This is a genomic window from Streptomyces sp. NPDC038280 (assembly GCF_055600045.1).
In genome coordinates this window covers 234,195-256,377 of sequence record NZ_JBVJYZ010000005.1, presented here as the reverse complement: position 1 = coordinate 256,377, position 22,183 = coordinate 234,195, and the positions used below count along the sequence as shown (strand labels likewise).

General features: G+C 70.9%; 18 protein-coding genes and 2 tRNA genes. 5 read left to right on the top strand and 15 right to left on the bottom strand.

The annotated features are described in order from the left end of the window. Positions 1 to 45: 45 nt before the first annotated feature. From ACZ7J0_RS14300 to ACZ7J0_RS14290, 3 genes are all read right to left on the bottom strand, one after another. Positions 46 to 903: a DUF2797 domain-containing protein gene (locus ACZ7J0_RS14300; protein ID WP_470887176.1), complete on the bottom strand. Its 858-nt coding sequence runs from the start codon at positions 901 to 903 to the stop codon at positions 46 to 48. 103 nt (positions 904 to 1,006) lie between these two features. Then, positions 1,007 to 1,079, bottom strand: a tRNA-Arg gene (locus ACZ7J0_RS14295). Positions 1,080 to 1,318: 239 nt separating this feature from the next. Next, a tRNA-Ser gene (locus ACZ7J0_RS14290) sits at positions 1,319 to 1,409 on the bottom strand. A gap of 296 nt (positions 1,410 to 1,705) precedes the next feature. Here ACZ7J0_RS14290 and ACZ7J0_RS14285 point away from each other — a divergent pair. The 3 genes from ACZ7J0_RS14285 to ACZ7J0_RS14275 all read left to right on the top strand — a co-directional run bounded on the left by ACZ7J0_RS14285 (position 1,706) and on the right by ACZ7J0_RS14275 (position 7,190). Then, positions 1,706 to 2,146: an SSI family serine proteinase inhibitor gene (locus ACZ7J0_RS14285; RefSeq protein ID WP_470887174.1), complete on the top strand. Its 441-nt coding sequence runs from the start codon at positions 1,706 to 1,708 to the stop codon at positions 2,144 to 2,146. Positions 2,147 to 2,388: 242 nt separating this feature from the next. Beyond that, the gene (locus ACZ7J0_RS14280) at positions 2,389 to 6,372 is read left to right on the top strand and encodes a response regulator (protein ID WP_470887172.1); all 3,984 of its coding nucleotides are present in this window, start codon (positions 2,389 to 2,391) and stop codon (positions 6,370 to 6,372) included. A gap of 236 nt (positions 6,373 to 6,608) precedes the next feature. Then, complete coding sequence (locus tag ACZ7J0_RS14275) at positions 6,609 to 7,190, top strand: antibiotic biosynthesis monooxygenase (RefSeq protein ID WP_470887170.1); 582 nt, start codon at positions 6,609 to 6,611, stop codon at positions 7,188 to 7,190. Positions 7,191 to 7,253: 63 nt separating this feature from the next. On the opposite strand, the gene ACZ7J0_RS14270 is transcribed toward ACZ7J0_RS14275, so the two are convergent. The 8 genes from ACZ7J0_RS14270 to ACZ7J0_RS14235 form a co-directional block, all read right to left on the bottom strand. Further along, positions 7,254 to 8,903 carry a long-chain fatty acid--CoA ligase gene (locus ACZ7J0_RS14270; RefSeq protein ID WP_470887168.1) on the bottom strand — a complete coding sequence of 550 codons (1,650 nt, stop codon included), beginning with the start codon at positions 8,901 to 8,903 and terminating at the stop codon, positions 7,254 to 7,256. A gap of 435 nt (positions 8,904 to 9,338) precedes the next feature. After that, complete coding sequence (locus ACZ7J0_RS14265; protein ID WP_470887166.1) at positions 9,339 to 9,884, bottom strand: SigE family RNA polymerase sigma factor; 546 nt, start codon at positions 9,882 to 9,884, stop codon at positions 9,339 to 9,341. A gap of 440 nt (positions 9,885 to 10,324) precedes the next feature. Beyond that, on the bottom strand, positions 10,325 to 11,491 hold the full coding sequence (locus ACZ7J0_RS14260) for a lipid-transfer protein (protein ID WP_470887165.1): 1,167 nt from the start codon (positions 11,489 to 11,491) through the stop codon (positions 10,325 to 10,327). Further along, entirely contained in the window at positions 11,488 to 11,880 is a 393-nt protein-coding gene (locus tag ACZ7J0_RS14255) for a MaoC family dehydratase (protein ID WP_470887328.1), read from the bottom strand. The genes ACZ7J0_RS14260 and ACZ7J0_RS14255 overlap by 4 nt, the downstream gene beginning before the upstream one ends. Positions 11,881 to 11,936: 56 nt before the next feature. Further along, positions 11,937 to 12,959 (bottom strand): acyl-CoA dehydrogenase family protein, encoded by a 1,023-nt coding sequence (locus ACZ7J0_RS14250; RefSeq protein ID WP_470887163.1) that lies wholly within the window; start codon positions 12,957 to 12,959, stop codon positions 11,937 to 11,939. 1 nt (position 12,960) lies between these two features. Then, on the bottom strand, positions 12,961 to 13,929 hold the full coding sequence (locus ACZ7J0_RS14245; RefSeq protein ID WP_470887161.1) for a bifunctional MaoC family dehydratase N-terminal/OB-fold nucleic acid binding domain-containing protein: 969 nt from the start codon (positions 13,927 to 13,929) through the stop codon (positions 12,961 to 12,963). Next, positions 13,926 to 15,104, bottom strand: coding sequence for an acyl-CoA dehydrogenase family protein (locus ACZ7J0_RS14240; RefSeq protein ID WP_470887159.1), 1,179 nt, complete (start codon positions 15,102 to 15,104; stop codon positions 13,926 to 13,928). The genes ACZ7J0_RS14245 and ACZ7J0_RS14240 overlap by 4 nt, the downstream gene beginning before the upstream one ends. Positions 15,105 to 15,295: 191 nt before the next feature. Beyond that, a complete protein-coding gene (locus tag ACZ7J0_RS14235; protein WP_470887157.1) occupies positions 15,296 to 15,601 on the bottom strand; it encodes a hypothetical protein in 306 nt (101 codons plus the stop codon). Positions 15,602 to 15,911: 310 nt separating this feature from the next. Here ACZ7J0_RS14235 and ACZ7J0_RS14230 point away from each other — a divergent pair, with 310 nt between their 5' ends. Beyond that, the gene (locus tag ACZ7J0_RS14230; protein ID WP_470887155.1) at positions 15,912 to 16,769 is read left to right on the top strand and encodes a bifunctional DNA primase/polymerase; all 858 of its coding nucleotides are present in this window, start codon (positions 15,912 to 15,914) and stop codon (positions 16,767 to 16,769) included. Between the two features lie 85 nt (positions 16,770 to 16,854). On the opposite strand, the gene ACZ7J0_RS14225 is transcribed toward ACZ7J0_RS14230, so the two are convergent. The 3 genes from ACZ7J0_RS14225 to ACZ7J0_RS14215 all read right to left on the bottom strand — a co-directional run bounded on the left by ACZ7J0_RS14225 (position 16,855) and on the right by ACZ7J0_RS14215 (position 18,852). Next, positions 16,855 to 17,298 (bottom strand): hypothetical protein, encoded by a 444-nt coding sequence (locus ACZ7J0_RS14225; RefSeq protein WP_470887153.1) that lies wholly within the window; start codon positions 17,296 to 17,298, stop codon positions 16,855 to 16,857. Positions 17,299 to 17,449: 151 nt separating this feature from the next. Then, a complete protein-coding gene (locus tag ACZ7J0_RS14220) occupies positions 17,450 to 17,716 on the bottom strand; it encodes a hypothetical protein (RefSeq protein WP_470887151.1) in 267 nt (88 codons plus the stop codon). A gap of 431 nt (positions 17,717 to 18,147) precedes the next feature. Further along, positions 18,148 to 18,852 carry a DUF4145 domain-containing protein gene (locus ACZ7J0_RS14215; RefSeq protein WP_470887149.1) on the bottom strand — a complete coding sequence of 235 codons (705 nt, stop codon included), beginning with the start codon at positions 18,850 to 18,852 and terminating at the stop codon, positions 18,148 to 18,150. An 892-nt stretch (positions 18,853 to 19,744) separates the two neighbouring features. Between ACZ7J0_RS14215 and ACZ7J0_RS14210 the strand changes: the two genes are divergently transcribed. Next, the gene (locus ACZ7J0_RS14210) at positions 19,745 to 20,278 is read left to right on the top strand and encodes an NUDIX hydrolase (protein WP_470887147.1); all 534 of its coding nucleotides are present in this window, start codon (positions 19,745 to 19,747) and stop codon (positions 20,276 to 20,278) included. Here the strand turns inward: ACZ7J0_RS14210 and ACZ7J0_RS14205 are convergent. Continuing rightward, positions 20,248 to 21,606, bottom strand: coding sequence for a hypothetical protein (locus ACZ7J0_RS14205; RefSeq protein WP_470887145.1), 1,359 nt, complete (start codon positions 21,604 to 21,606; stop codon positions 20,248 to 20,250). The two genes, ACZ7J0_RS14210 and ACZ7J0_RS14205, sit on opposite strands and share 31 nt — an antisense overlap. Positions 21,607 to 22,183 lie beyond the last annotated feature (577 nt).

Genomic DNA, 22,183 nt, shown 5'->3' with positions numbered 1-22,183 from the left:
TGTCCAGGCTCCGGCGCCAAAGGGATCCAAGACTTGACCATCGGGTCAGAAGAGCCCGCCCTGCAGACCCCGCACCGCTGTGACCGGCACGTTCACCGCTTCTCCCGCCCCTGCCGCCACGAGCTCCCATCCGCTCATCAACCGGGTGTCGAGGACCAGCCGCCGCCCGTCCCCGGCCTCCAGATGCAGATCGGGCCCGGCGGCCGCGACGAGCGTCCCGGCGACGCGTCCGCCGTCGACCAGCTCGGTGACGACCCCGTCCACCCCGGTCACCGCCGCCAGCCCGAAGGCCTCGGCGTGATCGGCCACGGCCGGATCCAGCCGCTCCAGCGACTCGGCCCACCCCTCGAGTGCCACGGCCCGCCCGTACAGCTCCCCGATCTCCCGCGCCCGCTCGCCGGGCCCGGGCAGCGCCGCCCGCACGGCCCGCTTGCGCGCGTACGGAATCCGGTCCGGCACCCCGAGCGCGTGCCGCAACAGCTCCTCGGTCCGCCGCGCCGCCATCAACGGCCCCCGGCCCAGCCATCCGTACGCCACGGCCCCCTGCTCGAGCAGCCGCACGTCCCCGCGCTCCTCGGCGGTGATCCCCACCTTGACGAGACCGGGCCCGAACCAGGCCAGATAGACCCGGAAGACCCGGGGATCATCGGCCACGGTGTCAGCGGCCACCGAATGCGCCCGATCGAGCCGCGCGCACTCCCCGCACTGCCCGCCGGTGGCGCGCCCCGGGACGACGGCCCCGACGGGACACGGATTCCCCCGCGCCCCGCCGCAGACCCGCTGACCCACACTGCGGAACCCGATGCCCTGCCCGTAGCGCAGCGCACTGACCCGCCCGCCTTCCCACAGCAGCCCGGGCCCGCCGTCCCGCCACACGAGCCGCCGACACCGCCACCCCGCCACGGCCCCGCCACCTCTCACTCACACGTGCCACGCCCGGGGACCGGCACGACTGTCGGGAACAACGCAAGAGGCCCCCGGATTTCTCCGGGGGCCTCTCGGGCTGTGCACTCGGCAGGATTCGAACCTGCAACCTTCTGATCCGTAGTCAGATGCTCTATCCGTTAAGCTACGAGTGCTTGGCGTTCCGGGCTTTTCTTCCCGGTCGGCGTTGCGGGAACAACATTACATGACCTGCGCCGTCACGCGAAATCCATTAGCCCCACCCCTTCTGACCTGCGCAAATGCCGTCAGGGGCGATCCTGGGGCGCCCACGTTCATCCGGTCGGGTGAGGGCCGGTCTCACGAAGTGGACGCCGTCGAAGGGCGGGAACGGCCGAAGCCCCGGCCGTGGGGCCGGGGCTTCGGTGATCATGCGCGGAGGCGGAGGGATTTGAACCCTCGATGGGCTTTAAGACCCAAACCGCATTAGCAGTGCGGCGCCATAGACCGGACTAGGCGACGCCTCCAGCACACCCGCGCGGGCGCGAGTGGTGCGTGCAGATGATGACACAGCCCAGCGGGCCGTCACCAATCGATCCCCACGGTACTAGGCACGTGGGGCGCAGGGCAAAACCCTTCCCGGCCCGGTCTCGCCCCGGTCCTGCCGCGGACTCGGTCATGGCCCCGGGGCCCGGTGGTGGCCGGCCGCCTCGGGCCGTGGACGCCCGGGTGCCCGACTTGCGCAACGCCCCGGCGTGCGGAGCGTTAGACGTGTCGGAGATTCCGGTGGCTCTCCCCGGATCCGTACTTCTCGGGAGTTCGTATGCTGCGTCGTCTCGTTCTGACCACTGCCGGTTCCCTGGCCGCGCTGACGGCCGCCGCGCCGTCGGTCTCCGCGCTCCAGTTCCCACCGCTGCCCCTGCTGTCGACGCAGGACTCGCTCACCGTGACGGTGTCCAAGAGCACCGACCGGGCGGCCAACGGGACGTTCACGCTGGAGTGCGGGACCGGGTCCGGCGGGAACCACCCGGCCGCCGAGGCCGCCTGCGAGCGGCTGCGGGCGCTCGCGGGGCAGGGCGAGGACCCGTTCAAGCAGGTCGGCAAGGACCAGATGTGCACCCAGCAGTTCGGCGGGTCGGCCGTCGCCCGTGTCACCGGCACCTGGCGGGGACGGGACATCGACGCCCGCTTCACCCGGGGCAATGGATGCGAGATCGACCGCTGGGAGAACCTGGAGCCGGTCCTGCCCCGCGTCCGGGGCTGAGGCGGGCACGGGCGGCCGATATTGGAGGAGGGGGCGCACGGTGGCGTATGCGCAGGTCAAGGCGTGGGAAACGTGCCGGAGGCGTGCGCCGCGTGCACATAACCTTGGTGAGAGCTCCCCCTCATCCGCCGCCCCCGGCCCCTCCCCTGCCTTTAGACTCCTTCAGTGACAGGCTGCGGCCCGAGGGGCAAGATGGGGCCGGCCGTCCGCAAGGTGCAGTGGGTCAGGGAGGAAGCGTCGTCGTGAGCAGCAGGCCATCCCGAGGCGCTGCTCGCCTCGCAGCCATACTCGACGCTCTGCCCGACGGGCTCGTGCTCGTCAATTGCAACGGCACGGTCGTCAACGCCAACACCATCGCGCTGGGCATGTTCGAGACGCCCGGTACGGCGCTGGTCGGGCGTGGACTGCTCGATCTGCTGCCCGCGTTCGACTCCCGGCTCATCCCCGGCTCCATGCGGCGCCCCGAGGGGGCCGACGACCAGGGCCGTACGAAGCCGACCCGGATGGTCGCGCGCCGCACCGACGGCAGCGAGTTCCCCGCCGAGGTGACCAGCGCCAACCTCGAGGACGGACGCGAGGCGTACGACTCGTACACCTCCTACACCGGCGACGAACTGCTCATGCTGGTCGTCCGCGACCTTTCGGGCACCGTCGACACCGAGGCCGAACTCGCCCGCTCCCAGCGGCAGACCGAGATGATTCTGCGGGCCGCCTCCGAGGGTGTCGTCGGGACCGACACCGACGGGCGGGTCGTGCTCGTCAACCCGGCCGCCGCGCAGATCCTCGGCTACCGCGCCAGCGACCTCGGCGGCCAGGCGCTGCACCAGCTGATCCTGCACTCGCGGGGCGACGGCGAGGCGTTCCCGTACGAGGACTCGCCGCTCGCCGACACCCTCAAGTCGGGGCGCAAGCACCGGGTGCGCGGCCAGGTCCTGTGGGCCAAGAGCGGCGCGCAGGTGCCCGTGGACCTGACGACGGCGCCGGTACGCGACGGGGACCAGCTCGTCGGCGCGGTGATGACCTTCACCGACCGGCGGCCGTACGAGGAGCTGGCCGAGCAGCACGCAGCGGAGCTCGCGGACAAGAGCGAGCGCTACAGCGCCGAGATCGAGAAGCAGGCCGAGCGGTACGCGGCACTGGCCGCCCGGCACGAGCAGCTGACCGCCGTCCTCGGTGAGGCGCTGCGCGGTCCGCTGGTGGAGCTGCGCACCGAACTGGGCACGCTCGCCGCCGACCCCGCCGGACAGCTGTGGCCCGAGGCCAACCAGCTGCTGCACCATCTCGCCGCCGGGTACGCCCGGATGACCACGCTCGTCGACAACGTCCTGAGCTTCCAGCGGCTCGACGCGGGCACGGAGCAGCTGAAGAAGACCGTCACCCTGCTGGACGCCGTCGTGGCGGCCGGCGTCGAGGGGGCCATCGAGCTCATCGGCCCGGGGCGGGCGCAGTTCGCCGTGCACGCGCCCCCGATCGAGGCCGAGGTGGACGCGGCCCGCCTGTCGACGGCGCTCGCGCACCTGGTCGCGGATGTCGCCGGGGTCGATTCCACCGGCAGGGCCCGGCCCGTTCCGGGCGGGGGTTACGTGGACTCCACGATCGTCGTCGCCGCCGCGCAGCGGGGCGAGGTCGTACGGATCGAGGTGCGCGGGCCGTACGCCGGGGGTGACCCGGTGCACGAGCCGATCGTTCGCGGCATCGTCACGGCGCACGGCGGTGTGCTCCAGACGCACGACGTGCCCGGGATGAGCGGCAGCGCGTATGTCCTGGAGGTGCCGCTGGGGGCGGGCGCGGGGACGGTGCCGAGTCCGGCGGCCGCGGTGCCTGCTCCTTCGCCGGCTTCCGGCGAGGGACCGGGGACGGGGCTCGCGCTTCCGTCGCAGCAGGCCTCGTCCGGGACGGCGGCGGGTACCGCGGCCGGTGCCGGTGACACGACCGGGGCCGGGCGGCGGCGGGCGCGGCGGGCGTCGACCGATGCCTTCCTGGAGAGCGCGGTCGCCCCGGAGGGCGTGAGCGAGCCGACCGGGCGACGCCGTGGGCGTACGGAGGACGGGGGTACGGGTGCGGGGACGGCTCCTGCCGCTGCTGCTCCTGCCCCTGACCTGATTCCGACGCAGAACTCGGGCCCGGGCGGGCCGGGGACGGGGCCCGGTACGGGTGCGGGCGGGGCTGAGCCCACGGGGCGCCGGCGCGGACGGCCGAATCCCTCGGAGGGCGCCGTCGTCACGGCCGCCGAGGGCGCCCAGGGGCGTGCGGCGCTCGGGGAGACCGTGCCGCCGCAGGGAGTTCCCTCGGACGCGCCGACCGGGCGCCGGGCCCGTCGGCCGGAGGGCGCCATGCCGGCGCTGCCTCCCGCCCTGGAGGCCGTGCAGCCGCAGCCGACCCCACAGTCGCCGTCCCCGTCCCAGCCCCTGCCGCAGGTCCAGTCCTCGGCGCAGGTCCAATCTGAACCGCAGGTCCAGTCCGAACCGCAGCCTTCGGGGCGCCGTGCGCGGCGGGCGCTCGGCGCCGCGCCCGCTCCCGCTGCGGAAGGTCCGCGTTCGGCCTTCGCGCTGCCGCCCGCCGCGGCGGACCGTGCCCCGGAGCCCGTACCCGGCGTACCCGCTGCGGAAGGCGGTCACGACGCCGTACGGACCGAACCAGGCATCGATCACGACCACACCCCGCCGCAGCCGCATCCGGTGCCCGCGCCGACGGGTCGCCGCCGCGCGCGCAGGGAACCGGAGCCCGCGAGCGCGCCCGGCGTCGAGTGGCCGGAGAGCGGCACCTCGGGCACCGGCCTCGCAGGGCCGGCTCAGGGCCCGATGAGCACCGGCGGTGCGGGGGCGGCCCGGAGCCCGATGAGCACCGGCGGTGCGGGGACGCCTCATGGGGTCCCCACGCCTCCGGCGCCTCCCTCGTCGTCTCCCGTATCTCCTCCCGTACCTTCCGTATCTCCTGTGCCCCCGGCGTCCGCGGCGGCTCCCGCGGCCTCCGGTGCGGGACTCGCGCCGGCGGCTCCCGGGGCGCAGGAGACGCGTTCGGGCACCGGTTCCGTACCGCTGCCGCCCGCCATGCCCCGCCCGTCCACGACGCGCCCCGTCGCGCAGCCGCTCCCGGCCGAGTCGCCCGCGACCGGATCCGGATCGGCCGCGGAGGACGCCGGCGCGTCGCAGGGGCGGGCGTTCAGCGTGCGCACGCTCGGGCAGGGCGTGCCGTTCGCCCAGCAGATCGCCGCTCAGCAGGCCGGGCCCGTGCCGGCGCCGGCTCCCACGCCCACGGCCGTGGGCCGTCGCCGCAAGCTGGCCGCGCCTCCGGAGGGTGAGCGTCCGGCGGCGGACTCCGCCGCCCGGCCGCATCCGCAGCCCCAGGCGCAGCCCCTGCTGTCCACGCCGCCCGAGGGCCGCGCCTACGCCATAGGGGCACCCGACGAGGACGGACCGGAAGGCCCCGAGCCGCTGGACGGCCCCGGCGGCGCGGTCGAGGTGGCCAACAAGCCCCAGCCACAGCCCATCGACGACGAACTCCCCCCGGAGCCGCTCGACAACCCCCGTCGGCTGCTCGTCTGGCCCGCGCCGGACGTCTCGACGCAGCAGGCGCTGAGCGACCGGGGCTACCGCCCGGTGATCGTGCACTCGCGCGAGGAGGTCGACGCGCAGATCGCCGCGTTCCCGGCCGCGCTGTTCGTGGACCCGCTGACCGGGCCGATCACCCGAACCGCGCTGCAGTCGCTGCGCCAGGCGGCGGTGGCCGCCGAGGTACCGGTGCTGCTGGCGGCCGGGCTGGGCCAGGCGACGCGTGAGGCGGCGTACGGCGCCGACCCCGCCGTCCTGCTGAAGGCATTGGCACCGCGCGACAGCGAGCAGCACCCGTCCCGCGTCCTGTTGATCGAAGAGCACGACGACATCGCGGCCGCGCTCGCCGCGACGCTGGAGCGGCGCGGCATGCAGGTGGCACGCGCCGGCGCCGACACGGACGCCGTGACGCTCGCCCAGCAGATGCGGCCGAACCTGGTGGTGATGGACCTGATGCAGGTACGCCGCCGACGCGCCGGAATCATCGACTGGCTGCGGGCGAACGGTCAGTTGAACCGGACTCCGCTGGTCGTCTACACCTCGGCCGGCCTCGACCAGGCGGAGCTCCCCAAGCTCTCCTCGGGCGAGACGGTTCTCTTCCTGGCGGAGCGCTCGACGAGCCCGGAGGTCCAGTCCCGGATCGTCGATCTGCTGGCCAAGATCGGCACCAACTGACCGCGGGGTTCGCGGTTCGCGGCCATGGTTCGCGGTTCGGCGTTCGCGGTCATGTATCGCGGTTCGGCGTCCCAGTCATGGAGCGCGGTTCGGCGTTCGCGGTTCAGCCAGGGTGCGGGCCGAAGCGGCCCTGGCTGCGGGCGGGACCCGGGTCAGGGGTCCCCGCCTCGAGGTCGCACGTAGGCTGACGCGGGCGCGCGACAGCAGGATCCGTACGACCGTACGAGGAGAAGCCCGTGACCAGTAGCGTGACAGCCCAGCACGAACATGCCACCGTCCCCGCCGACAACGGCGAGGTGACCCTCCTCATCGCGCGCCAGGTGGAGGAGGGCTACGAGGAGGCCTTCGAGGTCTGGGCGCGGGGCATCCTCGACACGGCCGCCCGCTTTCCCGGGCATCTCGGACATGGCCTGTTCCGGCCGTCGGCGGACGGAGCGCCGTGGTTCCTGGTGCACCGCTTCCGGGACGCCGCCGCCTTCGAACGGTGGCAGGAGTCCCCGGAGCGCGCCGAGTGGTTCGCACACTGCGAAGGCCACCATCACACCGAGATAGCCCGGCGTGAACTGACCGGCATGGAGACCTGGTTCGCCAAGCCGGGCACGACCCGGCCCGCGCCGCCCCGTTGGAAGATGGCCATCAGTTCGGGCCTCGCCATCTTCCCGATCTCGCTGCTGGGCAACGCGGTGCTCGGGCCGTACCTGTCCGTACTGCCGCTGGTCGCGCGGACCGCGGTCTTCGCCGTGCTGTTCAGTGTGCTGATGACCTACGTGGCGATGCCCGCGATGAGCAGGCTGCTGCGCCGCTGGCTGACCGGCTGAGCGCCGCGGCCGACGGGCTGAGCTCGGCCCGACGGACCCTTGGGGACCCGGCGGGCCGCCGGGTCAGCGCAGCTCGGTGACGTCCAGCTCGCCTTCCGCGTACTGCTTGCGGATCACCTTCTTGTCGAACTTGCCCACGCTGGTCTTCGGCACCGCCGGGACGATCGCCCAGCGCTCCGGCAGCTGCCACTTGGCGATCGACTCGCCGAGGAACGCCTTCAGCGACGCGTAGTCCGCTGTGGCGCCCTCCTTGAGGACGACCGTGGCCAGCGGGCGCTCGCCCCACTTGTCGTCGGGGACGGCCACGACGGCCGCCTCGGCGACCTCGGGGTGGGCCATCAGGGCGTTCTCGAGCTCAACGCTCGAGATCCATTCCCCTCCGGACTTGATGACGTCCTTCGCCCGGTCCGTCAGCGTCAGGAAGCCGTCCGGGCTGATCACCCCGACGTCACCGGTCTTCAGCCAGCCGTCCTCGCTGAACTTGTCCGCGGGCCTGATCGGTTCGCCCGAGGCGCCGCCGTAGTACGCGCCGGCGATCCACGGGCCGCGGACCTCCAGCTCACCGGCCGACTCGCCGTCCCAGGGCAGGTGTTCGCCGCCGGGGCCGACCAGGCGGGGCTCGACGCCGGCGGGGAAGCGGCCCTGGGTGACGCGGTAGGGCCACTCCTCCTCGGCGGTGAGTCCGGCCGGCGGGTTGGCCATGGTGCCGAGCGGCGACGTCTCGGTCATGCCCCAGGCGTGACAGAGGCGTACACCCAGCTTGTCGTACGCCTCCATCAGCGCGGGCGGACAAGCCGCGCCGCCGATCGTGACGCTGGCCATGGAGGTGAGGTCGCGCGGGTTCGCCGTGACCTCGGCGAGGAGGCCCTGCCAGATGGTGGGAACGGCGGCCGCGTGCGTGGGCCTCTCCCGCTCGATCATCTCGGCGAGCGGGGCGGGCTGCAGGAAGCGGTCGGGCATCAGCATGTTGACGCCGGTCATGAACGTGGCGTGGGGCAGACCCCAGGCGTTGACATGGAACTGCGGGACGACGACGAGGGTCGTGTCCTTGTCGGTCAGACCCATCGACTGGGCCATGTTGACCTGCATCGAGTGCAGATAGATCGACCGGTGGGAGTAGACGACGCCCTTGGGGTCGCCGGTGGTGCCGGAGGTGTAGCACATGGCCGCGGCGCTGCGCTCGTCGAGCTCGGGCCAGTCGAAGGTGGTCGGGCGGCCGGAGAGCAGCTCCTCGTACTCGTGCACCCGGGGCGTGACGTCGGCCAGCGCCGAGCGGTCACCGGAACCCGAGACGACGATGTGCTCGATCGTCGGCAGGTGGGGAAGGAGCGGCACGAGCAGCGGCAGCAGAGAGGCGTTGACGAGCACGACCCGGTCGGCGGCGTGGTTGACGATCCAGACCAACTGCTCCGGGGGGAGCCGGAGGTTGAGCGTGTGGAGTACCGCGCCCATGGACGGGATCGCGAGGTACGCCTCCACGTGCTCCGCGTTGTTCCACATCAGCGTCGCGACTCGCTCGTCCGCGGCCACTCCGAGCTCGTCGCGCAGGGCGTTGGCCAACTGCGTCGCGCGCGATCCCGCTTCCCCGAAGCTCCGGCGGTGCGGCTCCGCCTCGCCGGTCCATGTGGTGATCTGCGAACCGCCGTGGATGGTCATCCCGTGGCGCAGGATGCGGGTCACTGTCAGTGGTACGTCCTGCATGGTGCTGAGCACGGCGTCCTCCCGGTGGGCGCTGCGTGTCCGTCAAGGTGAGCCGATTCTGCGCGCATACCAACAGGTATGTCACTACCCGAGAGTAGATTCGATTGAGGAAAACTAGCAGCGATCACTTCGCTGGTCAGCGCGGCAGTGGGCGGTGGAGCGGTCCGGGGACGGACAGGACGACCGGAGCCGTACGGTCCGGGCGAGGCTGACCAGCGGTTACCCCGAGTTATCCGGTGTTACCCGGGATTATCGGCTGGGGGCACGCACCGGGTCGTCGGTCGAGGCGTCGCTCGGGGCATTGGTCGGGACATTGGGCGAGCTTGGGCGAGCACTGGTCGGGGATTGGTCGGGGATTGGTCGAGCATGGGTCAGGTCATCGGTGGGTCATTGGTCGGGGCATCGGTCCGGGCACCGCTCCGAGCACCGGCCCGGGCACCGGTGGGGTCATCTGACGGGCGCCAGCTCCGGGTCCTCGCGCAGCTTTCCGAGCGCCCGTGACACCGCGCTCTTGACCGTCCCGACGGAGACGCCGAGCACCTCGGCCGTCTGCGCCTCACTCAGGTCCTCGTAGTACCGGAGGACCACCATCGCGCGCTGCCGGTCCGGGAGCCTCATGACCGCGCGCCACATCGCGTCGTGCAGCACCTGCTGCTCGGCGGGGTCCGGTTCGGGCAGACCCAGCGGCTCGGGCAGTTCCTCACAGGCGAACTCGTCGACCTTCCGCTTCCGCCACTGCGACGTGCGGGTGTTCACCAGCGCGCGGCGGACATAGCCGTCGAGCGCCCGATGGTCCTCTATGCGCTCCCAGGCCACATAGGTCTTGGTGAGCGCGGTCTGCAGCAGGTCCTCGGCGTCGCACGGGTTCGCGGTCAGCGAGCGTGCGGTCCGCAGCAGCACGGGTCCCCTGGCCCGTACGTACGACGAGAACGAGGGGTATCCGGTGGCTACGGCGGCGGCCTTCGAGGCGCCGGTGCAGACGGGCGTGGTCATGACGACCACGCTATGAGCGCCTGTCGCGCCGGGGATCGGCCCCAGGTCCCGACCCTGGGTCCCCCTCAGGTTGTAGGGGTGCGACCGCCTCGACCTCCTGGAGGTGGAGGACCTCTCAGGGTTGCCGGGGTCAGCGGGGCGCGGCCGCCGCTTCCTGACTGGGCGGGGGCGGGGCGGGCATGCCGGGGTCGAGGGCGAAGGCGGGGGCAGACGTAGGGGCGGGCGTGGTGGGACGGGGGCGGGTGTGGGGGACGGGGGCGGGCGTGGTGGGCGAGGGCGGACTCGGGACCCGGACCAGAGGCGACGGGGACCCGCGGCCGGGGCGGACCCGGGGCCCGGACCGGGACCGGGCGAGGGCAGGGCCGGGGCCGGGACCGGGGCAGGGCCGCGACCGGCCCGGGATCCCACGCCCGGCCCGAGGCCCCGGGTCGCGCCGCCTCCTAGCCGTCCGCCGCGAGGATCAGCGCCGAGGTGGGGACCCCCGTGCCCGCCGTGACCAGCGTCCGGGCCGCGCCGGATATCTGGTTCACCGAGGTCCCGCGCACTTGGCGGACCGCCTCGGCGATGCCGTTCATCCCGTGGAGATACGCCTCCCCGAGCTGCCCGCCGTGCGTGTTGAGCGGCAGCGCGTCCGCCGCCACGAAGTCGGCCGCCTCACCCGGCCGACAGAACCCGAACTCCTCCAGCTGCATCAGAACAAAAGGGGTGAAGTGGTCATAGAGGATGCCCACATCGATGTCGGCGGGGGCGAGCCCGGACGTCTGCCAGAGCTGACGCGCGACCACGCCCACCTCCGGAAGACCGGTGAGTCCGTCGCGGTAGAAGCTGGTCATCGCCTCCTGACGCCTCCCCGCGCCCTGCGCGGCGGCGACCACGACCGCGGGCGGATGGGGAAGGTCCCTGGCCCGCTCGGCCGAGGTGACGACGATCGCCTGACCGCCGTCGGTCTCCTGACAGCAGTCGAGCAGCCGCAGCGGCTCGACGATCCACCGCGACGCCGCGTGGTCGGCGAGCGTGATCGGCTGCTCGTAGAAGTACGCCGCCGGATTGCGGGCGGCATGGCGGCGGTCTGTGACGGCCACGTGACCGAAGGCCTCGGGAGTCAGACCGTACGTGTGGAGATAGCGCTGGGCCGCCATCGCCACCCAGGAGGCGGGGGTGAGCAGCCCGAACGGCAGCTGCCATCCGAGCGCCGCGCCCTCGGCCGACGGCTCGCGCTGCTGGACACCGGAGCCGAAGCGGCGGCCCGAGCGCTCATTGAACGCCCGGTAGCAGACGACGACTTCGGCGACGCCCGTGGCGACGGCGAGAGCTGCCTGCTGGACGGTGGCACAGGCCGCTCCGCCGCCGTAGTGGATGCGGGAGAAGAAGGACAACTCACCGATGCCGGCCGCCTGCGCGACGGTGATCTCCGGGCTGGTGTCCATCGTGAAGGTGACCATGCCGTCGACGTCGGCGGGGGTGAGCCCCGCGTCGGCGAGGGCGGTCCTGACCGCCTCGACGGCCAGCTTGAGCTCACTGCGCCCGGAATCCTTGGAGAACTCGGTCGCCCCGATGCCCACGATCGCCGCCCGGCCGCCGAGCCTGTCCGCTCCGCGTACGCTCATGCTTCCGCCTCCCCGAGGGTCACCGTCACCGTGCCGGTCACGTGATGGCCGATGCCGTTGGCGCCGACGACCCGCACCTCGGCGGTGTCCCCGTCGACCTCGGTCACGGTCCCCGTCAACGTCATGGTGTCGCCGGGGTAGTTGGGTGCGCCGAGTCGTATCGCCACCTTGCGGAGCACGGCGTACGGCCCGAAGTGATCGGTGATGTACCGCCCGACGAGGCCGTTCGTCGTCAGGATGTTCATGAAGATGTCGGGAGACCCCTTCTCCCGGGCGAGCTCGCTGTCATGGTGCACGTCCTGGTAGTCCCGGGAGGCGATCGCCCCGGCGACGATCAGCGTGCGGGTGATCGGGATCTTCAGCGGCGGCAGCGTGTCACCCGCCTTCACATCGCCCCTCGCGGCGCGATTCGCGGCGTCACTCACCGCGCCACGTACGACCTCACTCACCGCGTCCCCTCCTTCGCGATCATGTCGCCCAGTTCCGAAAGGACTTCACTGCCGCAGCCCAGATAGGCGTCGAGCTGCCGCCCCCACAGGAAGTGCCGGTGGACCGGGTGGTCGAGGTCGGCGCCCAGACCGCCGTGCAGATGCTGCCCCGCGTGGACGACCCGGGTGCCGGCCTGCGAAGCCCACCAGGCCGTCGTCAGCGCGGCCTCCCCGCACGGCAGACCCTGGTCGTACCGCCAGGCTGCTTCGTAGGCCGTGACCCGGATGGCCTCGGTGTCCATATGGGCGTCGGCGGCCCGGAGCAGGACGCCCTGGTTGGTGGAGAGCGGCCGGCCGAACTGCTCACGGGTGGAGGTGTACGCGACGGCCCGGGCGAGCGACCCCGCGCACACACCGGCCTGCAGCCCGGCGAAGGCGGTACGCGCGGCGGCGAGTACGTCGTCGTAGGCCCCCGCCCCGCCCAGCCGCTCGCCCGGGGCGCTGTCCAGGTGGAGCCGGCCCGCCGACCAGGGGGCGGTGAGCTCGACCGGCTCGGTGCGCGCGTCGGCTGTGCGGATCAGCCAGAGCGCCCGGTCCTTGTCCGGGACCAGCACATGGGTGGCGTCCCGCAGCCAGGGCACCCACTCCACCATGCCGGTCAGCCGCCCGTCCACGCCGATGCCGCCCCGGGCAGGAAAGGCCCCCGTCACCACCGCCGAGCCGTCCCGCAGCCCGGGCAGCAGCCGCTCCCGCTGCTCGTCCGTCCCGTGCCGGCCCACCGCGAGGATCCCGTACACACAGCTCGCCGCGAAGGGTACTTGTGCGGTCGTGCGGCCCTGCTCCTCGAGAAGCAGCACCAGTCCGAGGAGCCCTATGTCCTCCACCGCCGCCGTCAGCCCCGCACCGCACAGCGCCTTCCACAGCTCCGCGTCGCTGCCGCCGCCGGCGGCCGTGAGCCGCTCGTGCGTGGACAGGTCACCGAAGATCCGCGCTGCCAACTCCTGCGCCGCGCTCTGCTCCTCCGTGGGCGTGAAGTCCATGTCAGCCCTCGCCTCCTGGTGCCTGCGCGAAGACGGGCAGCTCCCACTCGTCGTCCACCCGCAGGAACTCGAGCCGCACGGCCATCCCGATGCGGACCTTGTCGTAGGGCACCCCCACCACGTTGCTGACCATCCGAACGCCCTCGGCGAGCTCGATCAGCCCGACGGCGTACGGCGGGTCGAAGGCCGGGAACGGTGGATGGTGCATCACCACATACGAGTAGACGGTCCCCTCACCGCTCGCCTCGACCGTGTGCCACTCCTGTGAGCCACAGGCATTGCACCCGGGCAGCCAGGGAAAGCGCAGCGTCGCGCATCCGCCGCAGCGCTGGATCAGAAGCCTCTGCGCGGCGACTCCCTCCCAGAATCCTGCGTTGTCCCGGTTGACGACCGGCCGCGGCCGCACCGGCCGCACGCCCTTCCCCGCCCCGGCGACGCCCGTCGCTCGAGGCTCCCCGGCCGGTTCACGGTGCGCGGGCGCGGCCGGTGTCCGTGGCGCCGGCGCGTACTTGAGGATCCGGAAGCGGTGTGTCCCGGCCGGTTCCCCCTCGGCCCGTACGTCCATCCGCGTCGTGATGAAGTGCCCGGTCCCCAGCTTGGTCGTCTTGCGCTCCGACACCGACTCGATCACCGCGTCGAAGGTGATCCGGTCGCCGGGCCGCAGGGGCCGCAGATACTCCTGCTCGCAGTCGGTGGCGACCACCGAGGTGTAACCGGCGCCGTCGAGCAGCCCGAGCAGCTCGTCGTACGCCCCCGAACGGCCCGTGTGACCGGACAGGCCCCCCATCGTCCACGCCTGAAGCATCGTCGGCGGGGCGATCGCGTCCGCCCCCTCGTACGCCGGGCAGGTGTCCCCCATCGCCTCGCACCAATGCCTGATCATCGGCTCGTTGACAGGGTCCTTGCCCAGCCCGGCCGTGGCGGCGGCCCGCCCCTCGTACGCCCTCAGCCGCTCGTAAAGATCCGTCACCGCCGCCCCCTCCTCATGCCGAGTCGCATCGTCGCGACGATCTCCCGCTGCACCTCGCTCACCCCGCCCCCGAACGTGTTGATCTGCGCCGCCCTGTTCATCCGCTCCAGCTCGCCCTCCCCCGGAGTGCCCCCTCCCAAGGCCCCCGGCGAACCCGACCGCACCAGCGCCGCGTCCCCCGCGATCTCCTGACACATTCGATACACCTCGACCGCCGATTCGGTTCCCATGAACTTCACGCCGCTGGCGTCACCCGGGGCCAGCCGGCCCGCCCCCACGTCCCCCACCAAACGCCAGTTCAGCAGGCGTGTCGCGGCCAGCCGGGCATGCGCTTCGGCGGCCCGGATCCGTACCCACGGCTCGTCAATGCGCCGCCCGCCCGTCACTGGATCGGGGGTACGCGCCCGCTCCACCGCCGCCGCGTAGAAGTCCTCGGCCTGCATCCCGATCGCGGCCAGCGCCACCCGTTCGTGGTTGAGCTGGTTGGTGATCAGCCCCCAGCCGCCGTTCTCGTCGCCGACGAGATTGCCCGCGGGCACCCGTATCCCGTCGTAGTACGTCGCCGTCGTCGTCAGACCGCCGACCGTCTCGATCGGTGTCCAGGAGAACCCGGGCGCGTCGGTGGGGACGAGGACGATCGAGATGCCCCTGTGCTTGGGGGCTCCGGGGTCGGTGCGGCAGGCGAGCCAGATCCAGTCGGCGTTCTGCGCGTTCGAGGTGAAGACCTTCTGCCCGTCAATCAGCCAGGAGTCCTCGTCCCGCACCGCCCGCGTACGCAGCGCGGCGAGGTCCGTACCGGCCTCCGGCTCGCTGTAGCCGATGGCGAAGACGCTCTCGCCGCGCAGGATGCGGGGGAGGAAGAAGGACTTCTGCTCGTCGGTGCCGTACTTCATCAGGGTCGGGCCGACGGTGTTGAGGGTGACCATCGAGACCGGCGCGCCTGCGCGGTAGGCCTCGTCGAAGAAGACGAACTGCTCGTCGGGCCCACGCCCCTGCCCGCCGTACTCGACGGGCCAGCCGAGCCCCAGCATCCCGTCGGCTCCGATCCGGCGCAGGACGTCACGCTGGGCGGCCGGATCGTCGGGCGGCGGCGGGCCGTCGGGCATCACGTCGCGGAAGTACGCGCGGAGCTCGGCGCGCAGCATCAGCTGCCGCTCGGTCGGGGCGAGGTGCACGACGAGGCCTCCCGGACGGACGGGTCCATGATTTCTGACTGTCCGTCAGAAACAAGGAGCCTGTCAAGGTCGGGAGCACACGGACCGGGGACGCGGGGGCACAAACGGCGAACGGCCTGCGCGCCGGAACCGAAGTACCGCCGCGCAGGCCGCTGTTCACCCCTCAGCCATGCCCCCCATCGGGCCGGTCCCTACCAGAGGTTCGAGAAGTTGACGAGGGCGTTCGACTGGTCGATGGCCGTGAACCCGGAGCCGTTCACCGCGGCGGTGTTGTTCTGGTTGGACGCTCCGGCACCACTGGCCACCTGCTGCGTTGTGGTCGAATTGCCGCTATTGCTCCCACCCACACCACTGCCGGCGATCGAGGCGACCGTCGCGTTCGATCCGTTGCCCGCGAGGGCGCCGTTGTCGGCCTGCGCCACTCCGGTGAAGAGCGTGGCGGCGAGGGGCAGCGCGGCGACGGCGGCGATGACGCGGGCGGTACGGATGCTTGCCATGTCTTTTCCTCCAGGAACTCGCTGCAGAAGTACTGCTGATCCCAAGGCAGTTGGCCGACCGCCTCGGTCGTGCTCACGACGTCGCGAGTCCAGAGTTGCCCAGCGAATCCCCGGCGAACCGCCCCGGAGCGCCCCATTCCCCCGCAAGCGTGAGGACAAGCCGATAAACCTCCTCCACACCACCCGCCCCTCACGCACACTCCCTCCCGGTCGCGCATCCCGGCCGCCCCATGAGCCGAAGCGTTCCTGCAGCGTTTCGGCCAACCCCTTCCCCCTTCCCTTCTTCGAACATGTGTACGAACATAGAGCCATGGCCATCCCCGATCGGCGCACCGCCACCCTGGCCCTCGCCCATGCGCTCACCGCCGCCGAGCGCGGGCTGCCCGTGATCCCCCTGTCCCCCACGAAGCTCCCCGCGCTCCCGTCCCCCCACAGGGGCGAGCCGGGTCCGCCGCTCTGCCGGGGCGAGTGCGGGCGCCCCGGCCACGGTGTCCACGACGCCACCACCGACCCCGCGGGCGTACGCGCGCTCTTCGCCGCCGCACCATGGGCCACCGGTTACGGCATCGCCTGCGGGCGGCCGCCGCACCACCTCATCGGCATCGACCTCGACACCAAGTCATCGACGGACTCCCTGGCGGCGCTCCAGCACCTGGCGCTCCAGCATCTGTTCACGCTGCCGCCGACCGTCACCGTCCTCACGCCGAGCGGCGGCCGCCACCTCTGGCTCACCGGCCCGCCCGACGCGGTCGTGCCGAACTCCGCGAGCCGGCTCGCCCCCGGCATCGACATCCGAGGCGCGGGCGGCTACCTCGTCGGCCCCGGCTCCGTCACCGCCCATGGCGCCTACCGACTCGCTCCCGGCACCGCCGATCTCTCCCCCGCGCCGTGCCCCCGCGCCCTTCTCCACCTCCTCGCGCCCCCCGCGCGCCCCCACCACCCCTCGACGCCCCACGCCCAGCGAGGTCAAGGACTGATCCACTTCGTCCTCGCGGCCCATGAGGGCCAGCGCAACACCCGCCTCTTCTGGGCAGCCTGCCGCGCCTACGAGAACGGCCTCGGCGACGCCTTCACCGAGGCCCTCACCACCGCCGCGATCCGCACGGGCCTCACCCCCCACGAGGCCCGCGCGACCATCGCCTCAGCGGCCCGCCTCACCGCGCGCTGACCGATCGGGGGACGACCCGGCGCCCCCAGCGAAAGCCGGGCACGCGACAAGGGGCAGAGCACCCCTTGTCGGCCGCGCTGTCGGCTCAGTCGCCGGAGAAGCCCCAGAAGTAGATCTCCTGCGGCTCCCCTTGTTCGCCATGGAGCACGGCGCACCGCCCGTACCAACGCCAGTGGTCGAACTCCTCGAACCTCGGCACATGCGCCCGGGTGAGTTTCCGCGTGCCCAGGACACGCAGCGCCTCCTCATCGGTCACCTGCTTGACCGTGCCGTAGTCCGGCTCCTCGTCGGGCCCGATGACCCGGAAGATGTCGAGGATCGAGTGCGTCCCGTCGTGCTGCACGAGCTCGTGCTCCCACAGCTCCTCCTCGGTCTCGGGCCACGGCAGCCGCTCCCCCTCCGGCCTCCAGTCGCCGCCCGGGCCCCAGTAGTAGTCCCGCTCCTCGAAGACCTTCCACCGCAGCGCCTTGAACGCCCCTACGAGATCCTCCTGATACGGCACCGAGTAGTCCCACCCCGACGCGCCCATATGCCGCCCCCTCCCCACACAGCGCTTCCAGAACGGCCGGACGCTAACAGCGGCCACTGACAACCGCCTGGCTCAAGAGAGGGATGAGAACCCGGAGAAGCCCAACCGCGGGCCTCCCTTGCTGTAGCTCCGCGGTGCGGGTCTACGCCGCTCAGGTTTCAAACACACCCAGCCGTTCCCCCATGGTGAGCGCCGCAGAGGCAGCCACCAGCAAGGAGATGCCGACGCCGCCAAGTACGTACATGGCCCATGGCTTCGCTTGCTGCACGCCGCCAGATGCCTCACGCCTACGCGCAACCCGGAAGCGCCGGAGGAACAAAGCCACGCCCAACAGGCAGAGAACCGCACCCCCGAGCTGCATCAACTTCAGGCCCCATTGAAGAACGGCAAGAAGCACGGCTGAGATCAGCAACCCCATAGCCGCTCCTCCAATACACCCACCCGATTCCACCTCCCGCGAATCGGGTGGGTGTCGCGACACCGGGCGTCCGTTGCGCGTGAGCACTGACGCCGACCGTTCCCTCTGCAGCTCCGGACCAGAAGGCGTCCGCGCCCCGCCCGCGCCCGATCGTACGGGGAGCTTCGGGGGACCACGGTGGCGACCAGGCACCGCACAGCACAACGGCCCCTGACTGTTTCGCCCAGTCAGAGGCCGTTCACATGCGGTGGGTGTGGATTTTGAACCCCACGGTGACTCGCGCCACGACGGTTTGCAAGAGAGTGCTGTGGGAGGTGTTGCTCGGGCGTTTGACCTGCACGTCCCCCACCGTCAGGCCCTCACATGTCGGCAGACGGTCCACACCTGGTCCACAACGGTGGGCAAGACCCGCCCACGACCTCTGTCTGGTCCTACAGCTGAAGCTCGGCGATCCTACTGAGCAAGAGGTTGGTCTGCTGCTCCATGAGGCCGGCGCGCTCACGACTCAGCTCATCGAACTGACCGTGAGCTGCCGCATTCCGCAGGCCGCCGACCTGCTCAAGGTCCTTCGCTTCCTGCTTGGTAATCAGCTCATCCTTGCGGAGAAGCCGCGAGTAGGCGCTGAGAGAAGGGCGCTCGGTCAGCTCCAGTCCACGGGCCTCAGCCAGCGCCCGCAGTGCGCTTTCCAGGGCTGCGCCGCACAACACGATGGCCGCAGCGGGATGCGTCTGCTTGTCGTCCAGCAGCCGCCGTACCTGTCCCATCATGTCTGTGCTGATCACACCGACTTCTGACCGAGCACGGGCGCCCACGATTTCGCTGACGCCCGCCTCGACCTGCCGAACCCACGTAAGCAGGACATCACCGACAGCGCGAGCTCCAGACTCAGTGGATTGGTTGTCTCCCCTGCTCTGGTACACCTCAGCTGCTCGCGAGGTCCAGAAGCTCTCCGCTCCGGCGTACTGGCGCAGAAACTCCATGCCAGCGAATGCGTTCGCCATGAGGGTGGGAAGCTGCTGATGGTCAGATATCTTCCACCAGCCCCGATCTTCTCGGCTAGGCGTCCACACCAAGCCTTCTTGCAGCGTCTCGGCCAGCGAACGGGCGTACGAAAGAACGTCTTCCTGAGTGGGCATATCAACACTCCGACTGCGCGATGGAGCTCCCGATCATCGCTGTCCGGACGGGGGAGCGCATCCGTTTCGGGAAGTCGCAGGAGACTGATGCCATGGCAGAGGAGTACCGCGTAGGAATCGTGTGCACCGACAAGGGCCAGCACCCACGGGTCCGCCTGACCATGGCACGCCGTGAACCCGACGGAAGTCACGGCATGACCCACGCCTTTCGCAACTTTGCACCGCCGATGAGCGACGCAGAGCCGCGAACCGCGGTTGGTCGGAACTCTTACGTGTTCAGATGTCCATCTTGCCCTCGCATGCCCCAGGTTGAAGCTACGCGATGGTGGGACATCATCGATCGCCTAGCTGCCGCGGGTCTCAAAGAACTGGATGTCTCGTTGCTACCATGAGGCTGCTGCTGTACATGGGCAGCCCCTGGGCGAGGACGGGGTTACTTTCCAGCCACTCCCGTGGCAGTCGCGGCAAGCCCGCTCATCCGGTGGGTAGCTTCAAGCTGCCTACGGAGACCTCATGCACGGCTTCCTCCTCGACATCCTCGCCAACCTGGCTGCAAGCACGGTCACAACCGCCTGCATCCTCGCGAGTCGAAACGCACTCGCCCGGTGGCGTGGGCGCCACAACCAGGAGGACAACAGCGACTCCTGCTAGTTCGGTGATGGTCAGACCCCTCCACCAGTGAGTGGCGTCTTGGCATCAACAGCCCTCGTGCGACGCATCGGACGAGGGCTGTTCCTAGCATTCCTCCAAGGGCACTGCTGGCGCTGCTCATCGCCCCATCCCTCCGCGCATCCCGCACCATATTCGTCACTATGACGCTAATTTGCTTGAACCTAGGCGGAGTTCAGCCTGGCTCTGCGATGCTGGAGGCCGATCGAGAGGGGACGCAGCGATGCAGTGGAAGATCCACGGGGAACGTCCGATCTACGAAAACAAGTGGGTGAACCTGTGGCTCACCGACATCGAAACGCCGGACGGCCACCGCTGGGAACACCACGTCGTCAAGCTCCGCCACCTGGCCGTGGCCGCTGTACTCAACGACCGCCAAGAGGTCCTGATGATGTGGCGCCACCGCTTCATCACGGACGCATGGGCCTGGGAACTGCCCATGGGCCTAGTAGAAGCGGACGAGACCCCTGGTGAGGCTGCCGCTCGTGAAGTCCTCGAAGAGACCGGCTGGCGTCCGGGTCCGATGAAGCCGCTGATCTACGCCGAACCGGCGAACGGCATCACGGACTCCCAGCACCACCTGTTCCGCGCGGACGGTGCGACGTACGACGGGCCGCCGACCGAAAAGAACGAGTCGGACCGGGTCGAGTGGATCCCGCTGGCGAACATCCGGGGCATGATCGACCGCCGCGAGATCGTCAGCAGCGGCTCCCTGGTCGGCCTCCTCTACGTCCTGATGGACGAACGGGTTCGCTGACCCGGCAGGGGAAGCATCGCTCGCAAGCGTGCCTCGAAGGCAACCGCGGCCGGCACCTCGCGATACGGCGCAAGCTGCTCGTAGAACTCGCGAAGGTGTCCGGTCACCCGCTCGGACGAGACGGCGGAGGCGGGCACCAGTGCCTCGATCGCCGTGTGGCACGCCTGGTCGAGCTTGCCCCGCTGGAGCTGCGTACGGGCTAACCAGAAGGCGTGGAACGCCCGACCCCGCTGGTTCGCGGGGTCCTCCCGGTCCAGCGCGTCCGCGATCAACGGTTCGGCAATCGCCGCCTCGCCGAGACGGCCGTGCGCGATGCCCGTGTCCACGATGAGCTTCGGCTCGTCGAAGTACGTCACCCATGCCGGGTCCGGGTCGTCCGTCTTGATCCGGCCGTACTGACCGTGCGCCTCAGAGATCGCGGTGTGGGTCGCTGTCCGGTCGCCCAAGGCCGCGTGGGCGAACGCCTCACGCATGGCCAGCATGGCCCGGACTCTCGGCGTCGTGCCGATGGCCGCTCGGGCCTGGTCTTGGGCGGCAGACACCAGTGCAAGCGCGTCCGCCGGCTTGTCCTGGTAGGTCGCTTGCAGGCTCATGCACGCCAGCACGTTGGCCATGAATGGGTGGTCGTCAATCTCCCGGGCCAGTTGCAGAGCCTCCGAGAAGTACGCGCGTGCCTGGTGGTACTGCCGGGCATCGAAGTACATCCACCCGGTCAACCGAGCCAGCTCCGCCGCGATGCCATAAAGGCCGTGCTGGATCGGCGTCGGTCGTTGGTCCTTCAGCAGCCCCTCGACGTATCGCAGCTGACCGACGACAGCGGGCCGGAGCGTCTCGCCCCCGTGCTCGTCGTCGCGACGCCAGTAGTCCTCGATCGAAGAACGCAGGGCGTGCAGCGTGGATGGGCTCGGGTTCGTCCCGGCGGCCAGGGCCAGGATGCTGTCCACCTCCACGCTTGGTATGGCGCTTAGGGGCTTCGGCTCAACGGGCAGGTGACCGCGCTCCGGCCTCTCCCGCTCGGCCACGGCCAAGACAGCCGGCGTCTCCCACGTACGGCGGGCAAGCCCGAGCATGTGACCCGGGATGCGCAACCCATCGGCGATCCGCTCGATCACTTCCATGTGGAGGAGCTGCCGCTGGCCCGCGATCACCTCACCCACTCGGCTCGGCGTCAGCTCGCACTGCCGCGCGATCATCGACGGGTAGATGCCTGCCCGAGTCTTGACCAGGCGAAAGACCCTCGCGAAGTCGCGCACGCGGCACGCGTCGATCATCTCGGGCTCAGTGAGCAGACTTACTGGTAGTTCCTTCGCACGACGTGTCTCGGGCATCGGGCACGCTCCGGAGGAGGACTACGGATCGCTTCAAGGTCTCAACCGACCGTGATGTTACCCAAGTTGGGTAATCCGCTGGGCCTTTCTGGCTCGTCGTCCTGATCGCGATCCTTCTGGACATGGCGAAGCGACCGAGGACGACCGCCTTGAACGATTCGGCGGGCACTCCTGACACACAGCGAACGGCCCTCGGGGAAACCCCTGACCTGGGCATAGAGCCCTGCGTCCTGATGAGCATCCGGGTATCGCGGGACTCAGGCCGGACGTGGTCGCCGAGCACGCGGGTCCTGGAAGGCGACCCGTTCGACATCCTCTCCAACCCCGGCCGCTACCCCCCGTGCGAGTGTCCCCGCTGCGGCGGTACCTCATCGTCGGTCCGTGCCCTGCAGCCGGCATCCATCGCGCCGGGGGCGGCGTAGTGGCCGCCTTCCGACGTTGAAAGCTCCCTTAGAACGGGATTCCCGGGTACGTGGTCGAGCTCCGCGGGGCTGGCGCCAACAGCTCGCCGTGTTCCTCTACGCCGCTGCCGTCACCGTCCTGGTGGTCACCCTGGCCATCGCCGGTGATCCCGGCC